Annotated in this window: 19 protein-coding genes; 10 read left to right on the top strand and 9 right to left on the bottom strand. The window is 65.0% G+C overall.

Features of this window, described 5'->3' with window-relative positions; genetic code table 11:
• The first annotated feature begins 1 nt into the window (after window position 1).
• From rseP to lpxB, 8 genes are read left to right on the top strand one after another with little or no spacing between them, the layout of a single operon-like run.
• Entirely contained in the window at window positions 2-1120 is a 1119-nt protein-coding gene (gene rseP, locus RIE31_10730) for an RIP metalloprotease RseP (protein MEQ8641060.1), read from the top strand.
• A gap of 17 nt (window positions 1121-1137) precedes the next feature.
• Window positions 1138-3447 (top strand): outer membrane protein assembly factor BamA, encoded by a 2310-nt coding sequence (bamA, locus tag RIE31_10725; GenBank protein ID MEQ8641059.1) that lies wholly within the window; start codon window positions 1138-1140, stop codon window positions 3445-3447.
• Window positions 3447-4025, top strand: a complete 579-nt coding sequence (locus tag RIE31_10720; protein MEQ8641058.1) for an OmpH family outer membrane protein — start codon at window positions 3447-3449, stop codon at window positions 4023-4025. The genes bamA and RIE31_10720 overlap by 1 nt, the downstream gene beginning before the upstream one ends.
• Window positions 4026-4071: 46 nt before the next feature.
• Window positions 4072-5157, top strand: coding sequence for a UDP-3-O-(3-hydroxymyristoyl)glucosamine N-acyltransferase (gene lpxD / locus RIE31_10715; protein MEQ8641057.1), 1086 nt, complete (start codon window positions 4072-4074; stop codon window positions 5155-5157).
• A complete protein-coding gene (gene fabZ, locus RIE31_10710) occupies window positions 5150-5623 on the top strand; it encodes a 3-hydroxyacyl-ACP dehydratase FabZ (GenBank protein MEQ8641056.1) in 474 nt (157 codons plus the stop codon). The genes lpxD and fabZ overlap by 8 nt, the downstream gene beginning before the upstream one ends.
• Window positions 5624-5625: 2 nt before the next feature.
• Window positions 5626-6426, top strand: a complete 801-nt coding sequence (gene lpxA, locus RIE31_10705; protein ID MEQ8641055.1) for an acyl-ACP--UDP-N-acetylglucosamine O-acyltransferase — start codon at window positions 5626-5628, stop codon at window positions 6424-6426.
• Window positions 6416-7237, top strand: a complete 822-nt coding sequence (gene lpxI, locus RIE31_10700; protein ID MEQ8641054.1) for a UDP-2,3-diacylglucosamine diphosphatase LpxI — start codon at window positions 6416-6418, stop codon at window positions 7235-7237. The genes lpxA and lpxI overlap by 11 nt, the downstream gene beginning before the upstream one ends.
• Window positions 7234-8451 carry a lipid-A-disaccharide synthase gene (lpxB, locus tag RIE31_10695; GenBank protein MEQ8641053.1) on the top strand — a complete coding sequence of 406 codons (1218 nt, stop codon included), beginning with the start codon at window positions 7234-7236 and terminating at the stop codon, window positions 8449-8451. The genes lpxI and lpxB overlap by 4 nt, the downstream gene beginning before the upstream one ends.
• Here lpxB and RIE31_10690 read toward each other — a convergent pair.
• On the bottom strand, window positions 8448-9785 hold the full coding sequence (locus tag RIE31_10690) for a citrate synthase (GenBank protein MEQ8641052.1): 1338 nt from the start codon (window positions 9783-9785) through the stop codon (window positions 8448-8450). The two genes, lpxB and RIE31_10690, sit on opposite strands and share 4 nt — an antisense overlap.
• Before the next feature lie 69 nt (window positions 9786-9854).
• On the bottom strand, window positions 9855-11267 hold the full coding sequence (gltX, locus tag RIE31_10685) for a glutamate--tRNA ligase (protein MEQ8641051.1): 1413 nt from the start codon (window positions 11265-11267) through the stop codon (window positions 9855-9857).
• Between the two features lie 119 nt (window positions 11268-11386).
• On the opposite strand from gltX, the gene RIE31_10680 reads away from it, so the two are divergent.
• Window positions 11387-13570, top strand: coding sequence for a ComEC/Rec2 family competence protein (locus tag RIE31_10680; protein ID MEQ8641050.1), 2184 nt, complete (start codon window positions 11387-11389; stop codon window positions 13568-13570).
• A 9-nt stretch (window positions 13571-13579) separates the two neighbouring features.
• Here RIE31_10680 and lexA read toward each other — a convergent pair whose 3' ends face one another.
• From lexA to RIE31_10650, 6 genes are all read right to left on the bottom strand, one after another.
• On the bottom strand, window positions 13580-14320 hold the full coding sequence (gene lexA, locus RIE31_10675) for a transcriptional repressor LexA (protein MEQ8641049.1): 741 nt from the start codon (window positions 14318-14320) through the stop codon (window positions 13580-13582).
• A gap of 207 nt (window positions 14321-14527) precedes the next feature.
• Window positions 14528-15757: a molybdopterin molybdotransferase MoeA gene (locus tag RIE31_10670; protein ID MEQ8641048.1), complete on the bottom strand. Its 1230-nt coding sequence runs from the start codon at window positions 15755-15757 to the stop codon at window positions 14528-14530.
• A complete protein-coding gene (gene moaC, locus RIE31_10665) occupies window positions 15754-16248 on the bottom strand; it encodes a cyclic pyranopterin monophosphate synthase MoaC (GenBank protein ID MEQ8641047.1) in 495 nt (164 codons plus the stop codon). The genes RIE31_10670 and moaC overlap by 4 nt, the downstream gene beginning before the upstream one ends.
• Window positions 16248-17087, bottom strand: a complete 840-nt coding sequence (trpC, locus tag RIE31_10660; protein ID MEQ8641046.1) for an indole-3-glycerol phosphate synthase TrpC — start codon at window positions 17085-17087, stop codon at window positions 16248-16250. The genes moaC and trpC overlap by 1 nt, the downstream gene beginning before the upstream one ends.
• Before the next feature lie 19 nt (window positions 17088-17106).
• Window positions 17107-18135, bottom strand: coding sequence for an anthranilate phosphoribosyltransferase (trpD, locus tag RIE31_10655; GenBank protein ID MEQ8641045.1), 1029 nt, complete (start codon window positions 18133-18135; stop codon window positions 17107-17109).
• Window positions 18132-18770, bottom strand: coding sequence for an aminodeoxychorismate/anthranilate synthase component II (locus RIE31_10650; GenBank protein MEQ8641044.1), 639 nt, complete (start codon window positions 18768-18770; stop codon window positions 18132-18134). Before RIE31_10650 ends, trpD begins: the two co-directional genes overlap by 4 nt.
• 209 nt (window positions 18771-18979) lie before the next feature.
• Between RIE31_10650 and RIE31_10645 the strand changes: the two genes are divergently transcribed.
• Entirely contained in the window at window positions 18980-20005 is a 1026-nt protein-coding gene (locus RIE31_10645; protein ID MEQ8641043.1) for a divergent polysaccharide deacetylase family protein, read from the top strand.
• Here the strand turns inward: RIE31_10645 and trpE are convergent, their stop codons facing one another.
• Window positions 20006-21574, bottom strand: coding sequence for an anthranilate synthase component I (gene trpE / locus RIE31_10640; protein ID MEQ8641042.1), 1569 nt, complete (start codon window positions 21572-21574; stop codon window positions 20006-20008).
• Between the last annotated feature and the right edge of the window lie 4 nt (window positions 21575-21578).

Raw genomic sequence — 21578 nt, 5'->3', positions numbered from 1 at the left:
CATGGACGTCTTTCTGTCATCCTGGTCCTTTGTGCTGCCGGCGCTGGCGATTTTCACAATCGTTGTCTTCATTCATGAGCTTGGTCACTACAGCGTGGCGCGCATGGTCGGCGTTCGTGTGGACGTCTTCTCGATCGGGTTTGGTCCGCAATTGGCCAGCGTGACTGATCGCGCCGGTACCCGCTGGAAATTCAGCCTCATACCGCTGGGTGGTTATGTTAAGTTTCACGGCGACGCCAACGCCGCCAGCACCGCGGCGGATCCGTCCGCGGCCGATGACGACGGCGCTTTCCACGGCAAGGCTTTGTGGCGCCGCGCGGCGATCGTTTCGGCCGGTCCGGCGGCGAACTTCATCCTGGCCATTGTTATTTTCGCCGGCTTGTTTATGACCGCCGGCGAAGTCGTGCGCCCGGCTGTCGTTGGTGCGGTGTCTCCGGACTCGCCGGCGGCGGCGGCGGGCTTCGCGCCCGGTGATCGCGTGGTGCAGGTCAATGACTGGCGGGTCAGTGATTTTCAGGATCTGGTGAGAATCGTCTCCCTTCGTCCTGAATCGCTGCTGGATATTGCGGTTATGCGAGACGGCCAGCGAATTGTCCTGGACGTGGTGCCGGAGCGGGTCTCGGTCACGGACGCCCTGGGCAATACATCCGACGTTGGTCGGCTTGGCATCAGCTCAAGCGATGTTGTGGAGGTTGTGCGGTTCGGTCCGGTGGACGCAACCGGCCGGGCGGTCGTGCGCACGTGGCAGCAGGTCAATACGATTCTTGTGTTTATCGGACAGATGATCACGGGCGACCGTTCGACCGAAGGCCTGGCCGGCCCGCTGGGTATCGCCAGAATGTCGGGGGAGGTGGCACAGTTCGGCCTGTTGGCATCGCTTGCCTTTACGGCGGCGCTGTCGATCAATCTTGGCCTGCTGAATCTGTTTCCGGTTCCTGTTCTCGATGGCGGGCATCTTCTGTACTACGCCATTGAATGGTTGCGTGGCCGCCCGCTGGGGCAGCGGGCGCAGGAAATAGGCGCCATGATCGGGTTGTCCATGGTTCTGCTGCTGCTGGTGCTTGGCACCTTCAATGATGTCATGCGCTTTTCCTTCGTCCGCAGTCTGGTCGGCCAGTGATGCGCCCGGCCCGGACCATGACCACCCGTCGCCACGGCCTTTCTGTTCGCTGGATCGGGGCGGCGTTTCTGGCCATGGGGCTGTGGTTTGCCGCGCCGGCCGGCGCTGTGGCCCAGGATGCCGGCAGCGGCGGCCTGGTGATCATCTCCGATATTCGCATTGAGGGGACACAGCGCGTCGACCCGGAGACCGTGCAGTCCTATCTGAGTCTGCAGGTCGGCGATGCGTTCGATCCGCAGAAGCTGGATGCGGCTTTCAAGGCGCTCTTCGACACGGGGTTGTTCGCTGATGTGACGTTCCGGCGGGATGGCGGCAGCCTGATCGTCACCGTCGTGGAGAACCCGGTCATTAACCGGATAGCCTTCGAAGGCAATCGAAAACTGGACGATGAGACCTTGACGGCGGAAGTCCAGCTACGACCGCGCACGGTCTATACCCGTACGCGCGTACAGACCGATGTGCGGCGCATTCTGGAGCTGTATCGGCAGTCCGGCAAGTTTGCGGCGCGTGTGGAGCCAAAGGTCATTCAACTGGATCAAAATCGCGTCGATCTGGTGTTTGAGATCGACGAGGGGGAAACCACCAAGATCCGCAAGATATCGTTCATCGGCAATGAGAACATCAGCGACGGATCTCTCCGCGAGGCGATTCGTACCAAGGAATCCCGGTTCTGGCGCCTGTTCTCCCAGGCCGACATCTATGATCCCGACCTTCTTACCGCCGATCGCGAACTGATCCGTCGCCACTATCTGGCCGAAGGTTATGCCGACATCCGGATTGTATCGGCCGTGGCGGAGCTGACGCCGGACGAGACCGGGTTCTTCGTCACCTTCACCGTTGAAGAAGGGCCGCGATATACAGTCGGTGCCCAGTCAATTGAGTCCTCCCTCAAGGATGTGCCGGTGGAGGAGCTTGGTGAACTGATCGAGCTCGAGACGGGCGACTGGTATGATGCTGACAAGGTGGAGGAAACGGTCCAAAGCATCGTCGACGCCGTGTCATCGCGTGGTTTTGCGTTTGTCGATGTCATTCCCGATATCACCAGAGACCGCCAGGCGCGGGTTATCGATATTGTCTTTCGTATTCAGGAAGGACCGCGTGTCTTTATCGAGCGGATTAATATTTCCAATAATTTCCGTACCCTCGACCACGTGATTCGCCGGGAATTCGATCTGTCCGAGGGCGATGCCTTCAATTCCGCAAAGTTGCGCGCCACGCGCCGGCGACTGCAGGCTCTTGGCTATTTCGAGTCCGTGACGGTTGCCAACGTGGCCGGCTCGGCGCCGGACCGAACCGTCGTCAATGTGGAGGTCGAAGAGCAATCCACGGGCTCGCTCAGCTTTGCCGCCGGTGTGTCCAGTGACGCCGGTGCATTGTTTGAAATTCGCCTGAAGGAAACCAATCTTCTGGGGCGTGGCCAGGAAGTGGAGGCGGTACTGCGTAACGCCGAGCGCAGCCAGGACATCCGGCTGTCGTTCACGGAGCCGTACTTCCGCGGACGGCCCCTTGCCATCGGCGGGGATGTGTTTGCCGACTCATCTGATTTCTCGGATTCCCGGTCTTTTTCCGAGCAGCGGATCGGTTTCAACTCCAGGGCGGGCTATCAACTGGCGCCGGATCTGCGTCATACGGTGACCTATACGCTGCGCGAGGTGGAGATCACCGACGTTGCCACCAGCGCTTCTATCTTCGTCAAAGCGGCGGCAGGTCGCTCTGTCGAATCGTCGGTCACCAATGGATTTGTTCTGACGCGTATAGAAGACCCCCTGAATCCTACCGAGGGCTATTCCTTCAACGTGCAGAACCAGATCGCCGGTCTGGGCGGCACCGTCAGCTATGTCAGCCAGACAGTGGCCGCTAACCGATATTTTCCCATCGGCGACGAATCGACAATTATGGTAGAAGGAACAATCGGAGCGTTGGTCGGTCTGGGTGAAGATGTGCGGATCAATGATCGCTTTTTCCGCGGAGGCAATTCGTTCCGTGGGTTCGATACGGCCGGCATTGGCGCTCGTGACCTTGCGACAGGCGATGCATTGGGTGGCCAACAGTTCGCCGTGGGTACGGTGCAGTTTATTGGCCCGATCGGCTTGCCGAACGAAGTTGGAATGAAAGGCAGCGTGTTCTCGGACTTCGGTACTCTGTTCAATGTGGACGATTCCGGCTCGACCATTGCCGATGATGCATCGCTGCGCATGTCGGTGGGTTTTGGCCTGCGTTGGACCTCTCCGTTCGGTCCGGTTAGCGTGGACTTCGGCTTTCCGGTCCTGAAAGAAAGTTATGATGTTACGCGTACGCTGACATTCAGCTTTGGGACGTCATTCTGATGGATGCAAAATTTCGCCGGGTCCTTGCCGCCTTCTTGCTGCTGGGGCTCTTGTGGTCCTTGCCGCATGGTTCGGCGCAGGCGCAGACCGAGCCTGCGGCGACCATAAAGGGCATCGCTGTTTTCCGGTTGCTTGATATTCTGAACGACTCGGTGGCCATGCAGGATTTCCGGGCCCGTCGGGACGCTGCGTGGGAGGCTTACCGGGCTTCAGTCAAGGCGGAAGAGGAGGCGCTGGTTGCCGCTGATGAGGACCTTGCCGCACAGCGTTCGCTGCTGACCCAGGAGGTCTTTGCACAGCGGCGACAGGAGTTGCTGGAGCGGGTTCGTGCTTTTCAGCAGAAGGAGCAGGAGGCCCGCAGCGCGCTGGACCGGGCACAGGGCCAGGCGCAGGAGGAAATCAGCCGCGCCATCCTTGAAGTGGTCTCGGCCTATGCCACGGAGAAAAAACTGGAGCTGGTTCTTGAACAGAGTCAGGTCTATCTGAACATCCGTGCCTTGGACATTACCAATGACATTCTGCAACGGCTTGATGGGGAGAAAGCACAGCTTGCCGTAACGATCCCGCCGATCAATTAGGTGGCGGCGGACCGCTTCGTCGCCCGCTGGTGCAGGACGATAAGCCATGCCTGACTCGCGGTTCTTTGATTTGCCTGGGCCAGTGACGGCAGGCGCGCTGGAACAAGTGACCGGTGCCACGCTGCACGAAGCCGGTCTCGCTGGCCGGATGATCACGGGCATTGCACCGTTGGAGTCGGCCGGGCCCGACCACCTCAGCTTTTTTGACAACCGGGCCTATCTGGCGGCGTTTGAGAACAGCGCGGCAGGCGCCTGTTTTGTTCGACCGGCCTTTGTTTCCCGGGCCCCTGCCGGAATGGCCTGCCTGATAACAGATGATCCGTACCGCGCTTATGCACTGGCCGCGTCGCATCTTTATCCCGAACCTGAGCCCGAGCCAGGGCGGCATGGGTCTGCGATTATCGACCCGTCTGCGAGACTGGGCGACGGGTGTCAGGTTGATGCGGGCGCGGTGATCGGAGCGCATGTGGAAATCGGCGCCCGGTCGTGGATCGGCGCCAATGCGGTCATCGGCGCTGGCGTTCAGTGTGGCGCGGCCCTTCGGCTTGGCGCCAATTGCACCATAAGCCACAGTGTTATCGGCGAGCGGGTCGCCATTCTTCCCGGTGCACGGATCGGTCAGCGGGGGTTTGGCTTTGCCATGAGCCCCCAGGGGCATCAGAGAGTGCCGCAGCTTGGCCGTGTGATCATCGAAGACGATGTGGAGATCGGCGCCAATGTGACGATTGATCGAGGGGCTGGACCGGATACCGTGATCGGCGCCGGCAGCGTCATCGATAATCTCGTGCAAATCGGGCACAATGTGCGTCTTGGGCGGGGCTGTGTCATCGTCGCCCAGGCGGGCATTTCCGGTTCAACCCGGCTGGGTAATTTCGTGGTCATGGCCGGGCAGGCCGGTCTGGCCGGTCACCTTTCGGTCGGCGACGGTGCGCAGGTCGGCGCCAAGGCGGGTGCCATGCGGGATATTGCGGCGGGCGAGCGCGTTCTGGGGTCGCCGGCGGTTCCGGCCCGGCAGTTTTTCCGGCAGATTTCTGCCTTGGAGCGATTGGCGGGTAGCCGGCCGGGCGTTGCTCGCACCGGTGCGGTGGGCACCTCCATGAAGCAGAAGGCACAGGACGAGGCGGATGACTGAGCAGACAGCGGACCCGCTAACCGGCGGTCGCAGGATCGATATCCCGCGGATCATGGCGATGATTCCGCATCGCTACCCGTTCCTGCTGGTGGACCGTGTTGTCGACCTGGTGGTCAATGAACGGGCTACTGGTCTCAAGAACGTCTCTATCAACGAGAATTTCTTTCAGGGCCACTTTCCGTCCAGTCCGGTGATGCCCGGTGTGCTGCTGATTGAGAGTATGGCCCAGACCGCGGCCATTCTGGTGGTGGAAACACTGGGCGGTGAGTCCGAAGGCCGCCTTGTCTATTTCATGAGCATTGAGAATGCACGCTTTCGTCGTCCGGTGGTTCCGGGTGATCAGTTGCACGTTCATGTGACGAAGCTGCGCAGTCGGGCCAATGTCTGGAAATTCAGTGGCGAAGCGCGGGTTGACGGCCAGGTGGTTGCGGAAGCCACCTATACAGCCATGATCATGGACCGGTAGGCGTGGTCTCCATTCACCCGACGGCCATTGTCGCAAGCGGGTCAACAATCGATGACGAGGCGAACATCGGGCCATACTGCGTCATCGGCGAGCATGTGACCATCGGTGCGCGGTGCCACCTTGTCAGCCATGTGGTGGTCGCCGGCCAGACCACGATCGGCGACGATACGGTTGTCTATCCCTTTGCATCCCTTGGCCAGCGCCCGCAGGATCTCAAGTATCATGGGGAAAACTCGCGCCTGATGATCGGCGCCCGCAACCAGATCCGCGAACAGGTCACGATGAATCCCGGAACCGAGGGCGGTGGCATGGCTACGGTCGTCGGGGATGACAATTTGTTCATGGTCGGCGCCCATGTTGCCCATGACTGCCATGTCGGCAGCCATGTTGTCATGGCCAACAACGCCACGCTCGCCGGCCATGTGACTGTAGAGGATTATGCTATCGTCGGCGGCCTTTCGGCGGTGCATCAGTTCGTGCGAATCGGCCGTCACGCCATTATCGGTGGCATGTCCGGCGTCGAGAATGATGTGATCCCCTATGGCTCGGTCAAGGGTGAGCGGGCGGCGCTCAACGGCCTCAACCTGGTCGGTTTGCGTCGGCGTGGCTTTGATCGCGACTCTATTGATCGTCTGCGGCAGGCTTACCGCACACTGTTCGGCAGTGAGGGAACATTGCAGGATCGGATAGACCGCATCGCTGTTGAGTTCGCGGGCGACGAGGCGGTGCAGCACATCATTGCTTTCCTGCGGTCGGATGCCAGCCGCGCGGTTCTGCAGCCCAAGTCGGGGGATGACGACTAGCCTCGGCATTATCGCCGGGGGCGGCCCGTTGCCGGCGCAGGTCGTCGCCGCGTGCCGGGCTCTGGACCGTCCGTGTTTCGTTCTGGCCCTGGAAGGCCAGTGTGACGCTGAAAGCATCGCGTCAGCTCCTCATGCCTGGGCCCGTCTGGGTGCCGTCGGTCGTATGCTCTCTGCTCTGCACGGCGCCGCTGTGGACGAGGTGGTCATGGTCGGCCCGGTTCGCCGTCCATCATTGGCCGAACTGAGGCCCGATGCACGGGCGCTGCGGGAACTGGCGCGGATCGGCGGTGCCCGTGGCGATGATCACCTGCTGTCGGCCATTACCACATTGTTGGAAAGAGAAGGATTTCGTGTCATTGGCGTGGACCAGGTGGTGCACGGGCTGACGGTGAAACCGGGCCTGCTGGGCCAGCGCCGGCCTGACCGTACGGCCAGACAGGATATCTCCCGAGGCATCATGGCGGCGCGTAGTCTGGGTGTCGCTGACATCGGCCAGGCCGTTGTTGTGCAGGACGGCATCGTACTGGCGGCTGAAGCGGCGGAAGGAACCACGGCCATGGTCAGGCGCGCCGGTGATCTGGCCCGCGCCGGTCGTGGCGGCGTACTGGTCAAGACGGTCAAACCGGGACAGAACCGGCGGGTCGATCTGCCGACCATCGGCCCCGAAACACTGGAGGCTGCCGCCACCGCCGGGCTGCGCGGGATCATGATCGAGGCCAATGGCGTCCTCGTTCTGGAGCGGGCGCGTTGTATCGCCATGGCCGATGATGCGGGTCTTTTTCTGCTCAGCGAGGCGGTGGGCCCGGCGTGAGCAGCCATGGCCCAGGCAACCATGGCCCGGGCAACCATGGCCCTGGGCAGGCTGATGGCCGGCCGCTGTTCTTTCTGATTGCCGGCGAACCGTCCGGCGACCGCCTTGGTGCGCGCCTTATGACCGCCCTACGGCAGGCTACGGGCGGTCGCGCGCGTTTTACGGGCGTTGGCGGCCCGCGCATGGCCGCCGCCGGGCTGCAATCCCTGTTTCCCTATGACCGGTTGTCGGTCATGGGCCTGGTTGAGGTTGTGCGTCATCTGCCAAGGCTGCTCGGCGATATCCATCGGGCGGCGCGAGCGGCGCGGGCGGCGCGGCCGGCGGCGGTCATTACCATAGATTCACCGGACTTTTCGTTTCGCGTGGCCCGCCGCTTGCAAGGGGCGGGCATTCCTCTGGTCCACTACGTGGCGCCCAGCGTCTGGGCCTGGCGTCCCGGCCGGGCGCGGAAAGTGGCAAAGCTGTATGACCTGCTGCTGTGCTTGCTGCCGTTTGAACCGCCGTGGTTTACGCCGCACGGCCTCGATGCCCGATTTGTCGGCCATTCCGTGGTTGAACCGGACGAGAACCAGGTCACTGGTGAGGCGGTGCCAAGGGCCCCGTGGCCGGCGGCGTCGGTCACAAGGCTGTGCCTGTTGCCCGGCAGCCGCACTGGCGAGGTGCGACGCCTGCTGCCGGTCTTCCGCCAGGCGGTTGACCTGCTGGCGCGCCGCCGGACGCTGGATGTGGTTGTGCCAACCGTGCCCACGGTCGCGGCTTTGGTCCGGCAAGGGACCGCCGACTGGTCGGTACCGGTCCGGGTCGTCGAAGACATAGCCGCGCACGGTCCGGCCATGGCCCAGTGTGACGTGGCCCTGGCCGCATCGGGGACGGTGACTCTGGAGCTGGCAAAACACGGCGTGCCCATGATCGTCGCCTACCGGACCCACCCGCTGACCGCTTTCATTGCCCGCCGCCTGCTGCGCGTATCCACCGTCACTCTGATCAACCTGGTGGAGGGCCGGCAGGTCATACCGGAATATATTCAGGCAGACTGTACGCCGGAGCGCCTGGCGGCGGCGGTTGGTGGGCTGCTCGACGATTCGCGGGCCGCCGCGGCGCAGACAAGCGCATCGCATCATGCGCTGGTCTCTCTTGGCATGCACGACGATGCCCCCTCCCGGCGCGGCGCGCTGGCTATCCTCGACTGTCTGGGGACGCCGCCGACAGGTTAGGTCCGGTCACCCAGCGGCTTGAATTCACGCGGGCCATATCCGGTATAAAGCTGGCGAGGCCGGCCGATCTTCTGGGTCGGATCATTGACCATTTCCAGCCAGTGGGCGACCCAGCCGACCGTGCGGGCGACGGCAAACAGCACGGTGAACATGCTGGTCGGGAAGCCCATGGCTTTGAGAATAATTCCGGAATAGAAATCCACATTGGGAAACAGCTTGCGCTTGACGAAATACTCGTCCTCCAGCGCGATCCGCTCCAGCTCCATGGCCAGGTCGAGCAGCGGCTCATCGCGGATGCCAAGATCTTCCAGCACCTCATAGCAAGAGTCGCGCAGAACCACGGCGCGCGGGTCGTAGTTCTTGTATACCCGGTGACCAAACCCCATGAGCCGGAAAGGGTCCTTGGGATCGCGCGCCTTCTCCAGATACTCCGGTATGCGGTCGCGATGGCCGATCTCTTCCAGCATGTTGAGCACCGCTTCGTTGGCGCCACCATGGGCCGGCCCCCACAGGCTGGCGATGCCCGACGAGATGCAGGCATAAGGATTGGCGCCGGAGGAACTGGCCAGTCGCACGGTGGAGGTGGAGGCGTTCTGCTCATGGTCCGCGTGCAGGATGAAGATCTTGTCCATGGCGCGGGCCAGGGACGGCTTCACCACATAGGTCTCCGCCGGAACGGCGAAGGTCATGTGCAGGAAATTCTCGGCATAGCCCAGATCGTTGCGCGGATAGACGAAAGGTTGACCCAGCACATACTTGTACGCCATGGCGGCGATCGTCGGCATCTTGGCGATCATGCGCATGGCCGCCTTGCTCTGATGCTCGGTGTCGGTCATGTCCATGTGATTGTGATAGAAAGCGGACAGGGCGCCGACGACGCCGATCATCAGCGCCATGGGGTGGGCGTCGCGGCGGAAACCGCGATAGACGTTGAGCAACTGCTCGTGGACCATGGTGTGATGGCGGATTTCCGACTCGAAGGCGGCTTTTTCCGCCGCATCGGGCAGTTCGCCGTTGGTCAGAAGGTAGGAAACCTCCATGAAATCGCAGTTGGCCGCCAGGTCTTCGATGGCGTGGCCGCGGTGCAGCAGCGTGCCCTTGTCCCCATCGATATAGGTGATCTGTGATTCGCAGGCAGCCGTGGAGGTGAAACCGGGGTCATAGGTGAACATCCCGGTCTCGCCGTAGAGCTTACGGATATCGATGACGCGCGGACCTTCGCTGCCGCCGAGGACGGGAAGCTCATAGGTCTTGCCGCTGGCATTGTCGGTCAGGGTAACTGTGCCATTGGCGGTTGCCGCCGGGATGGCCTTGGGGGTCGATGTCCTGCTCATGGATACCTCGCATGGGGCGACGTCTGGCCGCCTATCCTGCCTCCAGAATAGCTGCTGTCCTGTTAAAAGTCAGGTATGCGGGGCCAAAGCGTCATCAAGGCGGCCCAGGGTTTCGTCCGGCCCCAGAATCTCCATCACTTCGAAAATGGGCGGCGATGTGGTGCGACCGGTGACGGCGGCGCGCAACGGCTGGGCGAACAGGCCAAGCTTGTGGCCGCCGGACAGGGCCAGGTCGCGGACCAGCGCCTCGAGCTTATCCCGCTGCCAGAGGACGCCGTCCGCGGCCAGGGCCTGCCGCAGAACCCGCAGGTGTGCCCGGCCGTCGGCGGCCAGCAGAGGCCGCGCCTGGTCATCCACCGGCAGGGGCCTGTGCAGACAGTAGATTGCCGCTGCCTGGGCCAGGTCCACCAGAGTGCGGGCCCGCTGCTTCAGGCCGTCCATGCCTGCGGTCAGACGGCGCAGGTCGCTGTCATCCAACGGGCGGGACAGCGCCGCCTCCAGGCCGGGCCGGATCAGATCAACCAGCCGGGCGTCATCGCTTTGGCGGATATAGAGGCCGTTGAGATGGCCGAGCTTGGTGTAGTCGAAGCGGGCCGGTGAGCGGCCGATTCCGCTGCCGTCGAACCAGGCAATGGCGTCGGCCAGGCTGATCACTTCATCATCACCATGGCTCCAGCCCAGCCGCAGCAGATAGTTGCACAGCGCCTCCGGCAGATAGCCCATTTGGCGATACTCATCGACGCCGAGCGCTCCGTGGCGCTTGGATAGTTTGGCGCCATCCGCTCCGTGGATCAGCGGCACATGGCCGAAGACCGGCAGATCGTAGCCAAGGGCCTGGAAGATATGGATCTGGCGAAAGGCATTGGTCAGGTGATCGTCGCCACGCAGGACATGGGTAACGCCCATGTCATGGTCGTCCACCACGACGCTGAGCATATAGGTGGGCGAGCCGTCGCCGCGCAGCAGAACCAGATCGTCCATCTCGCTGTTGGCGACCCGGACTTCGCCCTGCACCATGTCGCTCAGGACAGTTTCACCCTCGCGCGGCGCCTTGAGTCGGATGGTCGGCGCAATGCCCGATGGTGCATCGGCCGGGTCCCGGTCACGCCATCGTCCGTCATAGCGTGGCGCCTGACCGGCGGCCCGGGCCGCCTGCCGCATCTGGTCCAGTTCCTCAGGCGTGCAATAACAGCGATAAGCCAGGCCCCGGGCCAGCAGGTCTTCTGCCGCCTGGCGATGGCGCTCCTGGCGGGTGGACTGGAAATTAACGTCGCCGTCCCAGGCGATACCCAGCCAACTCAGCCCTTCAACAATGGCCGTCTTCGCCTCTTCGGTTGACCTGGCCCGGTCTGTATCCTCAATGCGCAACACAAAACGGCCGCCAAAGTGGCGGGCATACAGCATGTTGAACAAGGCTGTACGGGCGCCGCCAATGTGCAGCATGCCGGTCGGGGAGGGGGCGAACCGGGTGACCACGGTCATAGGCAGGGATCCACACGTTTTGGGATTGGCCACGTCATGCGGCCGGCGGCCTGTCTAACACAGGGCGCCGCGCGGCCCAACTCCGGCCGCAGCCGTGGTCCGCTCCGCGGTCATTGGCTATGACCTACGTTCAGGGCAGCCGGCGACGCTCCGCCGTTCGGTTCTACTGGTGGCTGATGGCCGGCTTATGGCGCTCGGCTCGCTGGCTCGCTCAATCACTGGCGCACGACAGGCCGCGCTGGAGTCTGTGGCTGCCGGTGGCCCTCGGTGTGGGGATCATTGCTTATTTTTCGCTGCCGGTTGAGCCACCGCTTTGGCCCGGGCCGTTGCTGGCCGCCGGCGCTGGCAGTCTGGCCTGGGCGCTCCGGCGCCGGGCCGTGGTCTGGCTGCTGATCGCCATGGTGGCCTTCGCCATGGGCTTCTCTGCTGCGGCGTGGCGAACCCAGCAGGTGGCGGCGCCGGTTCTCGAGGCCCGGATTGGCCCGGTAATCGTTGAGGGCCGGGTTCTGGCGTCAGAGGCGCGCCCTGATGGCCGGCGTCTGCTCCTCGATCATCTGCGCATTGACCGGCTGGGCCCGGCGGGCACGCCGGAGCGGGTGCGCATCACCTTGCGCGGGCGTCTCGGCGACGGGCCCGTGGCCGGCGCATTGCCGGGGGCCCGTGTCAGTCTGCTCGCCACTCTGCTGCCGCCACCGCCGCCGGCGGCGCCTGATGCCTTCGATTTCCAGCGTATCGCCTGGTTTGATCGAATTGGCGGAGTCGGGTTTGCCCTGTCCGCGCCGACAGCCGCGGGTCCGGCCGATCCGGCCCGACCGGGACTGGTGAACCGCCTGCGGCTGGCTCTTGGTGGTCTGCGGCAGACCGTCCACGGCCGTGTTACTGCCGTCGTGCAGGGGTCGTCCGGCACCGTTGCCGCGGCCCTGATGATGGGTGAACGCGGCGCCATTCCGGAAACGGTGCTGGTCGATATGCGGCGCTCCGGCCTGGCTCACCTGCTGGCCATATCCGGGCTGCACATGGGCCTTGTCGCTGGTTTTGTTTTCCTCGTCGTGCGCGGCGGGCTGGCGCTGGCACCGTCCGTAGCGCTGCGCCGGCCGATCAAGAAATGGGCGGCTGTGATCGCTCTGCTGGCGTCTCTCGCCTATCTGGGCATTGCCGGCGCCCCGGTCCCGACCCAGCGCGCCTTCATCATGATCGCATTGGTGCTGCTGGCCGTCCTGGCCGACCGTCGGGCGCTGTCCATGCGGACAGTGGCGCTGGCGGCTGTGGTGGTCATGCTTGTGGCTCCTGAAAGCGTCCTTGGCCCCAGTTTTCAGATGTCTTTCGCGGCAGTTGTCGCGTTGATCGCTGGCTATGAGGCGCTGCGCGGGCGAGGGCTTCTGTTTCGGGCCCGCGGTGGCGTCGGCCGGAGCGTGGCGCTGTATATGGGTGGGGTGGCATTGACCAGCGTCATAGCGGTGATCGCCACAGCGCCCTTTGCGGTGGCTAATTTCAATCAGCTGGCGGTCTACGGCCTGCTGGCCAACATGATCGGCGTGCCGTTGACCGCATTGTGGATCATGCCGCTCGGGGTCATGGCCTTCCTGCTGATGCCGGTTGGCCTGGAGTCCTGGGCGTTGATCCCCATGGGCTGGGGTATCGAGGCCTTGCTGGCCACCGCGGCGATGATCGCCGATCTGCCAGGGGCCGTTGTGCCGTTGATGGCGCCGCCGCCCTGGGGTTTGGGCCTGCTGGTGCTGGGGGCGTTGTGGCTGTGCCTGTGGCGTCACTCATGGCGGTGGTTGGGACTGCCGGCGGTGGTTGTGGGCGCCGCCACGGTCTTCATGGTGACACCGCCCGACCTTCTGGTGACCGGCGATGGCCGGTTGTTGGGGGTCTACGGGTCCGACGGCCGACTGGCGGTATCCAGCCTGCGGCGCGAACGCTTCGCTGCCGGCATCTGGGCCGAACGATCCGCTGCCCGGGCCACGCTTGCCTTTCCGCCACCCGGTCACCCGTCGGCCGGTCCGGACGGGCTGCGGTGCGACGCTACGGCATGCCTGGTCCGGCCTCATGGCCGGCTGGTAGCGCTGGTCAGTCACCCGGCGGCCCTGGCCGAGGATTGCGCGACGGCGGATGTGGTGGTGAGCCTGGTACCGGTCCGCGGCCGGTGCAGCGGGCCGCACACGATCATCGACCGTTTCGATCTGTGGCGCGGCGGGGCCCATGCCCTATGGCTGAGCGACGAGCGGATACGGCTCCGCAGTGATCGGGATGCCCGCGGCTGGCGGCCCTGGGTATTGCTGCCGCCGGCCGCTCGCTAGCCGCCGCGGTCAGGACGGGTAGCGGCGATAGAGCCCGGCAAGCTGGCCCTGTACGCGCACCTGATCGGGTCCGAAGATCCGCGTTTCATAGGCCGCATTGGCCGGTTCCAGGGCAATGGACTGGCCCCTGCGCCGCAGGCGCTTCAGCGTCGCTTCGCTATCGTCCACCAGGGCCACCACAATGGAGCCGTTGTCGGCTGTGTCGCAACGGCGGATGATCACCAGATCGCCATCGCTGATTCCTGCATCGATCATGGAATCGCCGGCCACTTCGAGGATGTAATGTTCCCCCTTGCCCAGCAGGGCCGCCGGCATGTCCAGGTGGCCGGATACTTCACTGATGGCTTCGATGGGTGTGCCGGCAGCGATCCGGCCATAGACGGGCAGGCCGATCATCTGGCCGGCCGAGACCGGTGGCGGTGCGGCGTCAGGCGCCGGCCGCACCCGCGAATGGAAGCGCGGCCGGATGATCTTGTCGTCGGCCGCGGCGGTGTCATGGTCGGCGCCGATCAGACGATCCGGCGTTGCCGGGCTGCCATCGGCCAGACGCAGAACCTCCAGCGCCCGTGCCCGGTGCGGCAGCCGTCTGAGGAACCCTCGCTCCTCCAGCGCCGTGATCAGGCGGTGGATTCCGGACTTGGATTTAAGGCCGAGGGCGTCCTTCATCTCGTCAAAGGACGGTGAAACGCCGTCGGTGTGGATGCGCGCGGCGATCAGGTTCAGCAGTTCCGACTGTTTACGGGTCAGCATCGGCTGTCCTCCGGCAATGTGGTGTGGGTCAGCAACCGCGCCCAGCAACGGCGCAAAGAGGCGCTTGCCCGGCATGTGGCTCGTTTCCACGCTCCCGTTTCAAACCGCTACGGGAACAAACCAAAAACATTCTGCGAGTGTTCTACTTTAGTTCCGCCGCCGGGTCAATCGAAAGAGCTTGAAACCGCAGGGTCCGCGGCCGGCCGGTCAGAGCGGCAATGGTCCGCCGGCAAACCGGATGACCGGCGCCCTGTCGCCGGCCTGCAGGGCCGGCGCGCCTGGTGGCCGCACCAGCAATCCGTCTGCATCGGCCAGGCGGTTGAGCATGGCACTGTCCTGACGCTCGAACGGGGTGGCCAGCCAGTCGCCGCTGGCATCGCTCTCAAGCCGCGTACGGAGATAGTCCTGACGCTGGTCATTGGCGGCCAGATCACGGGCCACTCTGGCCATGACCGTGGCCGGTTCGCCGGCCGCCAAGCCGGCCAGCCGGTCAATGGCCGGGGCCAGAAACACCTGGGCGCAGACCAGGGTGGAAACCGGATTTCCCGGCAACCCCAGCACCGGCAGGTCGCCCAGCCGCCCGAACAGCAGCGGCTTGCCCGGTCGCATGGCTATCTGCCAGAAGTCGAGCGTCATGCCCTCCTGGCCCAGAGTGCTTCGGATCAGGTCATGCTTGCCGACCGAGGCGCCACCGCTCGTCACCAGCAGGTCGCAACCCCTGGCCGCCGCCGCCATGGCGGCAAGGGCATCGGCCTGGTCCGGGGCATTGCCCAACAGCACCGCCTCCGCACCATGGGCCGTGACAAACGCAGCCAGCGCCAGGCTGTTGGAGCTGACGATCTGGCCCGGCGCCAGAGGCTCACCGGGCATGACGATTTCGTTGCCGGTGGAGAGAATGGCGATCCGTGGCCGGCGATGAACCATCAGCCAAGGCACGTTCATCGCCGCCGCCAGCCCGACGTCACGCACCGTCATCCGGCGGCCGGCGGTGATCCCGGTCTTGCCGGCTCTGAAGTCGAGGCCGGCGGGGCGGACGTAGCGTCCGCTGTCGGCGCTCTCGGTGATCGTCACCTGGTCCGCGTCGCCGCCGGTTCCGTCGCGGCTGGTGTTCTCCTGAATAATGATCGTATCGGCCCCGGCCGGCAGGGCGGCGCCGGTGAAGATGCGGGCGGCTTCACCGGCTTCGATGGGCCGCTCCGGCAGGCGACCGGCGGCGATCTCCATAACCACGCGCAAGTTGGCCGGAACCGACGCCACATCGACGGCGCGTACGGCATAGCCGTCCATGGCCGAGACATCGTGGGACGGCTGGGTCAGACGCGCCACCACATCGCCTGCCAGAACCCGGCCGAGGCCGGCCGCCACGGAAACCTGCTCTGCCGGCAGCGCGGTCAGGCCAGCCAGAATACGCGCCCGCGCCTCTTCAACGCTGATCATGGATCCGCATCGTCCGGCGCCGTCCAGGCGCCGGAGCGCCCCCCTTCCTTGCGCAGTAGGCGGACATCGCCGAGGCGCATGCCGCGATCCATCGCCTTGCACATGTCATAGACCGTCAGGCCGGCGATGGTCACGGCGGTCAGCGCTTCCATCTCCACACCGGTCCGCCCGGTGGTCCGCACCGTGGCGGTGATCTCGACACTATGGCTCGCCTCCTGGCACACCAGGTCCAGATCCACTCCACTGATTGGCAAGGGGTGGCACAGCGGGATCAGATCGCCTGTGCGCTTGGTGGCCATGATGCCGGCCAGCCGCGCCACCGCCAGCACGTCGCCCTTGCTGACCTTGCCGGCCATGATGCGACGCAGGGTTTCCGGCGCCATGGTCACCCGACCGGCCGCGGTGGCCACCCGCAGGGTTTCCGCCTTGTCGGAGACATCCACCATGCGGGCGCGCCCGGCAGCGTCAAAGTGGCTCAGCGGATCAGACATCAGGTGGCTCCGCCGGCAATCTGTGTGGCTGGCGCCAGCAAGGCTTTGGTCGCCGACTCCACATCGCTCTGCCGCATCAGGCTTTCGCCTACCAGAAAGCAGTGGGCGCCAGCCGCCCGCAGACGGGCGATGTCGGCCGGCGTGGCGATGCCGCTCTCGGCGACCGCCAGGCGGTCGCCCGGTATGCGCGGCGCCAGGCCTTCCGCTGTCGCCAGATCCACTTGCAGAGTCTTGAGGTTGCGGTTGTTGATGCCGATCAGCCCGACATTGAGGGCGAGGGCGCGGTCCAGTTCAGCCGCGTCATGCACCTCGACCAGAACATCCATGCCCAGCGCCGCCGCGCTCGCCGCCAGATCGTGCGCCAGCGCGTCATCCACCGCCGCCATGATAATCAGGATGCAGTCGGCGCCGATGGCGCGAGCCTCCGCCACCTGCCAGATATCCACCATGAAGTCCTTACGCAGGACCGGCAGGGAGACCGCCGCGCTGGCCGCCATCAGATAGGAATCTTCCCCCTGAAACCACGGCTTGTCTGTGAGAACGGAGAGGCAGGTGGCACCACCGGCGGCATAGGATCGGGCCAGCGACGCCGGATCAAAGTCTGCGCGGATCAGGCCCCGTGAGGGCGATGCTTTCTTGATCTCGGCGATCAGGCCGACGGTGCCGGCCTCGACCTGACGGCGCAACGCAGCGGCAAAGCCGCGTGGCGGCGATGCGGCGCGGGCCCGCGTTTCCATCTGCGCCAATGACACGCGCGCCTTGCGCCGCGCCACTTCGGCTCGGGTATCGTCGCAGATGCGGGACAGCACATCGCCTGCCTGGCGAGTGTTTGCGGCCATGGCCTGTGGCGCCGCCATATCAGGCTTCGCCACTGGTGATGGCGCAGAGCCTGGTCAGCACGGTGCGGGCCTTGCGTTCATCAATGGCCACGGCGGCCAGCCCAACGCCGGATTTCAGATCATTGACCTTGCCGGCTACCACAAGGGCGGCGGCAGCGGCCAGCAGCACCGCGTCGCGGTAGGGACCGGTCGCCCCATCCAGCAGCGCCGACAAGGCGGCGGCGTTCTCATCCGGGGTGCCGCCCCGCAGGTCTTCCGGCTTGGCGGTGGTCAGGCCAGCGTCCGCCGGCCGCACGGAAAACTCACGCACCACCCCGTCGCGCCATTCCGCCACATAGGTGGGCCCGGTGGTGGTCAGTTCATCCAGCCCGTCGCTTCCATGGACAACCCATGCCCGCTCGGCCCCCAGATTGCCCAGTACCGTGGCCAGCGGGACAATCCACTGGCGTGCGAAAACGCCAACCACCTGCCGGCGCACACCGGCCGGATTGGCCAGCGGCCCCAGCAGGTTGAAGATGGTTCTGATTCCCATTTCCACCCGCACCGGCCCCACATGGCGCATGGCCGCATGGTGCAGCGGCGCCATCATGAAGGCGAGGCCAGTCTCGTTCAGCGCCCGCTCCATGGTGGCGGTATCGGCTTCGATATTGACACCCAGCGCCCGCAGCACATCGGCCGACCCGCTGCGCGACGACAGGGCGCGGTTGCCGTGCTTGGCCACAGGCACACCGGCGGCGGCGACGACGATGGCGGCGGCCGTGGAAATATTGAGGGTCGCGGCGCCGTCGCCACCGGTGCCACAGGTATCTATGGCATTGGCCGGCGCCTTCAGCGGCAGCGCCTTGGCCCGCATGATGCGCGCGGCGCCGGTGATTTCCTCAACCGTTTCGCCGCGCTGGCGCAGGCCCATCAGAAAGGCGCCGATCTGCGCCGGTGTGGCGCCGCCGCTCATGATCACCTCAAAGGCCGCCGCGGATTCGTCTTCGCCAAGCGTGGCGCCGTCGGCCAGGCGGGCAAGAAACGGCTGCAGGGCGTCCATTCCGTTCATGCTGTGGCGAACAGACTGGCCGGCAGACCGTCGCTGAGGTCGCGGGTCTCTGCGGCAGGCCGCCGGCCGGTGGCCAGGCCAATCATGTTGGCCAGCAGGGCATGACCCTGCTGGGTGGCGATGCTCTCCGGATGGAACTGCACCCCCCACACCGGATGTGCCTTGTGGGCCAGCCCCATGATCACGCCATCATCGGTCCATGCGGTCACTTCCAGGCAATCGGGCAGGCTGTCCGGCGCCACCGTCAAAGAGTGATAGCGGGTGACCCGCAGCGGGTTGGCCAGACCGTCAAACAAGCCGTTGCCGTTGTGGCGGACGGCGCTCAGTTTGCCGTGCATCGGCAGCGGCGCACGCACCACCTTGCCGCCGAACGCCTGGCCGATGGCCTGGTGGCCAAGACATACCCCCATCAGCGGCACCGTGCCGGCCGCCGCACCAATCAGGTCCAGGCAAATCCCTGCCCGGTCAGGGTCACACGGTCCCGGCGACAGGATGATGGCCTCTGGCTTCAGGTCCAGCGCATCGCGGACCGAAAGGGTGTCGTTGCGGCGCACGACGACCTTGACGCCCAGCTCACCCAGAAAATGAACCAGATTGAACGTAAAGCTGTCGTAATTGTCGATCAGAAGAAACATTTCAAGATGTTATCCGGCGAAGCTGATAGCGTGTATAGACCGGGACGCGGCCTTTTCGCGCGTGGTGCGGCAGCATATCAAGGGCAGGGGGCGGCGCAAGGCGACATTGCGTTGCGTGCTGCCAAAGAACTGGCCGGGGGACTGGCCGGGAACAATTGGCTGCCCGGAGATGGTCTCATTTCTCGCTGTTTCGGGCTGGAGATCGGCTTATGACGTCATTCGGCACACGTGGCGTGATCCTTTTCTGGACCGTCATCATCCTGTTTGCCGTAGCGGCGCTGGCCGCCTGGATCACAACGTTTTCCGGGTCCCGCCCACAGGCCGGGGCAGGAATCGGCGGCAATGGCGCCGTGGTCAGCCTGCCGCCGGCGGTGTCCGGGTCGGCGGATGCCACCAGCCAGGTGGCGGACGCGGCGGCACCGGCGTCAACCATACCGGCCGGCATACCGGCCGGCGATCCCGCTTCGTTGCTGCAACCGCCGGCGGCAGCGGTGCCCTTGTGGCAGCAACGCAGCGTTGCCGTGGCGGAACCGGCCGGCCGGCCGATGATTGCCGTGGTGATCGATGACCTGGGGCTGGACCGCGTCGGCACAGCTCGGGCCGTGGCTCTGCCGGGCCCGCTGACCATGGCCTGGCTGGCCTATGCCGATGATCTGCAAACACAGACCGCGGCGGCCATCGCCGCCGGGCATGAGATGCTGCTGCACCTGCCGATGGAGCCCGTCGACCCTGACAATGACCCCGGCCCGGACGCGCTGCGGGTTGGCATGGCCAGCAGTGAAATTCGTCGCATCGTGCGCCAGGGCCTGGAGCGCGTTCCCGGCGTCGTCGGCGTCAACAACCACATGGGCAGCCGTTTCACCGCAGACCGCGCTGGCATGGTGGTGGTTCTGGCGACCATCAGAGAGGCGGAGCTTGCCTTCGTGGACTCGCGGACCACCGGCCAGTCGGTCGCCGCACCATTGGCCGCTCAGTTTGGTGTTGCCTTTGCCAGTCGCGATGTCTTTATCGATGATGACCGTGACCCGGCGGTTGTCGCTGAGCGTCTGGCCGATGTCGAACGCATCGCGCGCGAACAGGGCCACGCCATCGCCATAGGCCACCCGGTGGAGGTGACTCTCGACGCCTTGGAATCCTGGCTGCCGGGCCTGACGGAGCGCGGCTTTGTTCTGGTCCCGGTATCGGCCGTGATCCGGGCCGGTCAGGCTCCGCCGGCGGTGGCCACGGCGCCCTGATTATCTGCCGTCGGCGAAGCGGGCGGCTGCCTCGGCGGCGCGGAACAGGGCTCGCGCCTTGCTCTGCGTCTCTTCATATTCCGTTGCCGGGTCGCTGTCATAGACGATGCCGCCGCCGGCCTGGACGTGCATGACGCCGTCCTTGATAACCGCCGTGCGCAGGGCGATGCAGTTGTCCATGTCGCCATTGGCGGCAAAATAGCCTAGGCAGCCGGCATAGACGCCGCGCCGGCTTGGCTCCAGTTCCTCAATGATCTCCATGGCCCGCACTTTTGGCGCGCCCGATACGGTGCCGGCGGGAAAGCCGGCGACCAGCGCGTCGATGGCGTCATGTCCGGCGGCCAGCTTGCCTTCCACGTTCGACACCATGTGCATGACGTGGGAGTAGTATTCCACCGACATCCTGGCGGTGACATTGACCGAACCGATTTCCGCAACCCGCCCCACGTCGTTGCGGCCCAGGTCCAGCAGCATCAAATGCTCGGCCAGCTCCTTGGGATCAGACAGCATGTCGGCGGCAAGCTCTTCGTCGGTCGCTGGCCCTTCGTTGGGCAAGGCGCCAGCCATGGCGGCGCGACCGCGCGGGCGTGTGCCGGCAATCGGCCGGATGGTCACTGTATTGTCACGCAGCCGGACCAGAAGCTCGGGGCTGGAGGTGACGATCGCAAAGTCGCCGGCATCCAGATAGACCAGAAAAGGCGAGGGGTTGATCCGCCTGAGAGCGCGGTATAGCGCGAAGGGTGGCAGAGTGAAGGGTCGTGAGAATCGCTGCGACAGCACCACCTGGAAGACATCACCGGCGGCCACATAGGCCCGGCCGGCCTCCACCATGCGAACATAGTCGTCATAGGACATGTTCGATGCAGGCTCGTTCGACGGGCCCTCATCCGATGCAGGCTGCATCTGGCCGGCATCACGGGCATCGGGGATTTCCCGCTTGGTCGGCAGGGCGCGATCAAAGTCGGCCACCACGTCGGCCAGGCGTTCACAAGCCTGGGCGTGGGCGGCCCGTGCCGACAGACCGCCATCCGGCCAGACCGGCGTGACGATGGTCAGGGAGTCTTCGATATTGTCAAACACCGCGACCACCGTCGGCCGCATGAATAACCCGTCCGGAACCCCCAGCTCATCCTTCGTCCCGTCCGGGATGCGCTCCATCTCGCGCACCATGTCGTAACCCATATAGCCGACCAGTCCGGCCGACATGGGCGGAATGCCTGGCGGCATGGCGATACGGCTTTCGGCCAGTATCTGACGAAGGCTGTCCAGGGGCGCGCTGTCCAGTGGCGTAAAGGCATCCGGTTCATAGCGGGCGCGGCGGTTGATCTCGGCCTGGCCACGGCGGCAGCGCCAGATCAGGTCCGGCTTGAAGCCAAGCAGGGAATAGCGCCCGCGCACCGCGCCGCCTTCGACCGACTCCAGAAGAAAGCTGTTGGGCTGGCCGCCCGCCAGCTTGAGCATGGCGGAGACCGGGGTATCCACATCCGCCACCAGCCGGGTCCAGACAACCTGTGGCCGCCCGGACTCGTAGGCGGCGGCAAACGTCGCCGGATCGGGCGCGTAATCCATGGCG

The organism is Alphaproteobacteria bacterium (assembly GCA_040218575.1).
Lineage (GTDB): Bacteria > Pseudomonadota > Alphaproteobacteria > JAVJRE01 > JAVJRE01 > JAVJRE01.
Note: the sequence above shows the minus strand (reverse complement) of the source record. Positions and strands in the feature narration are given on the sequence as shown.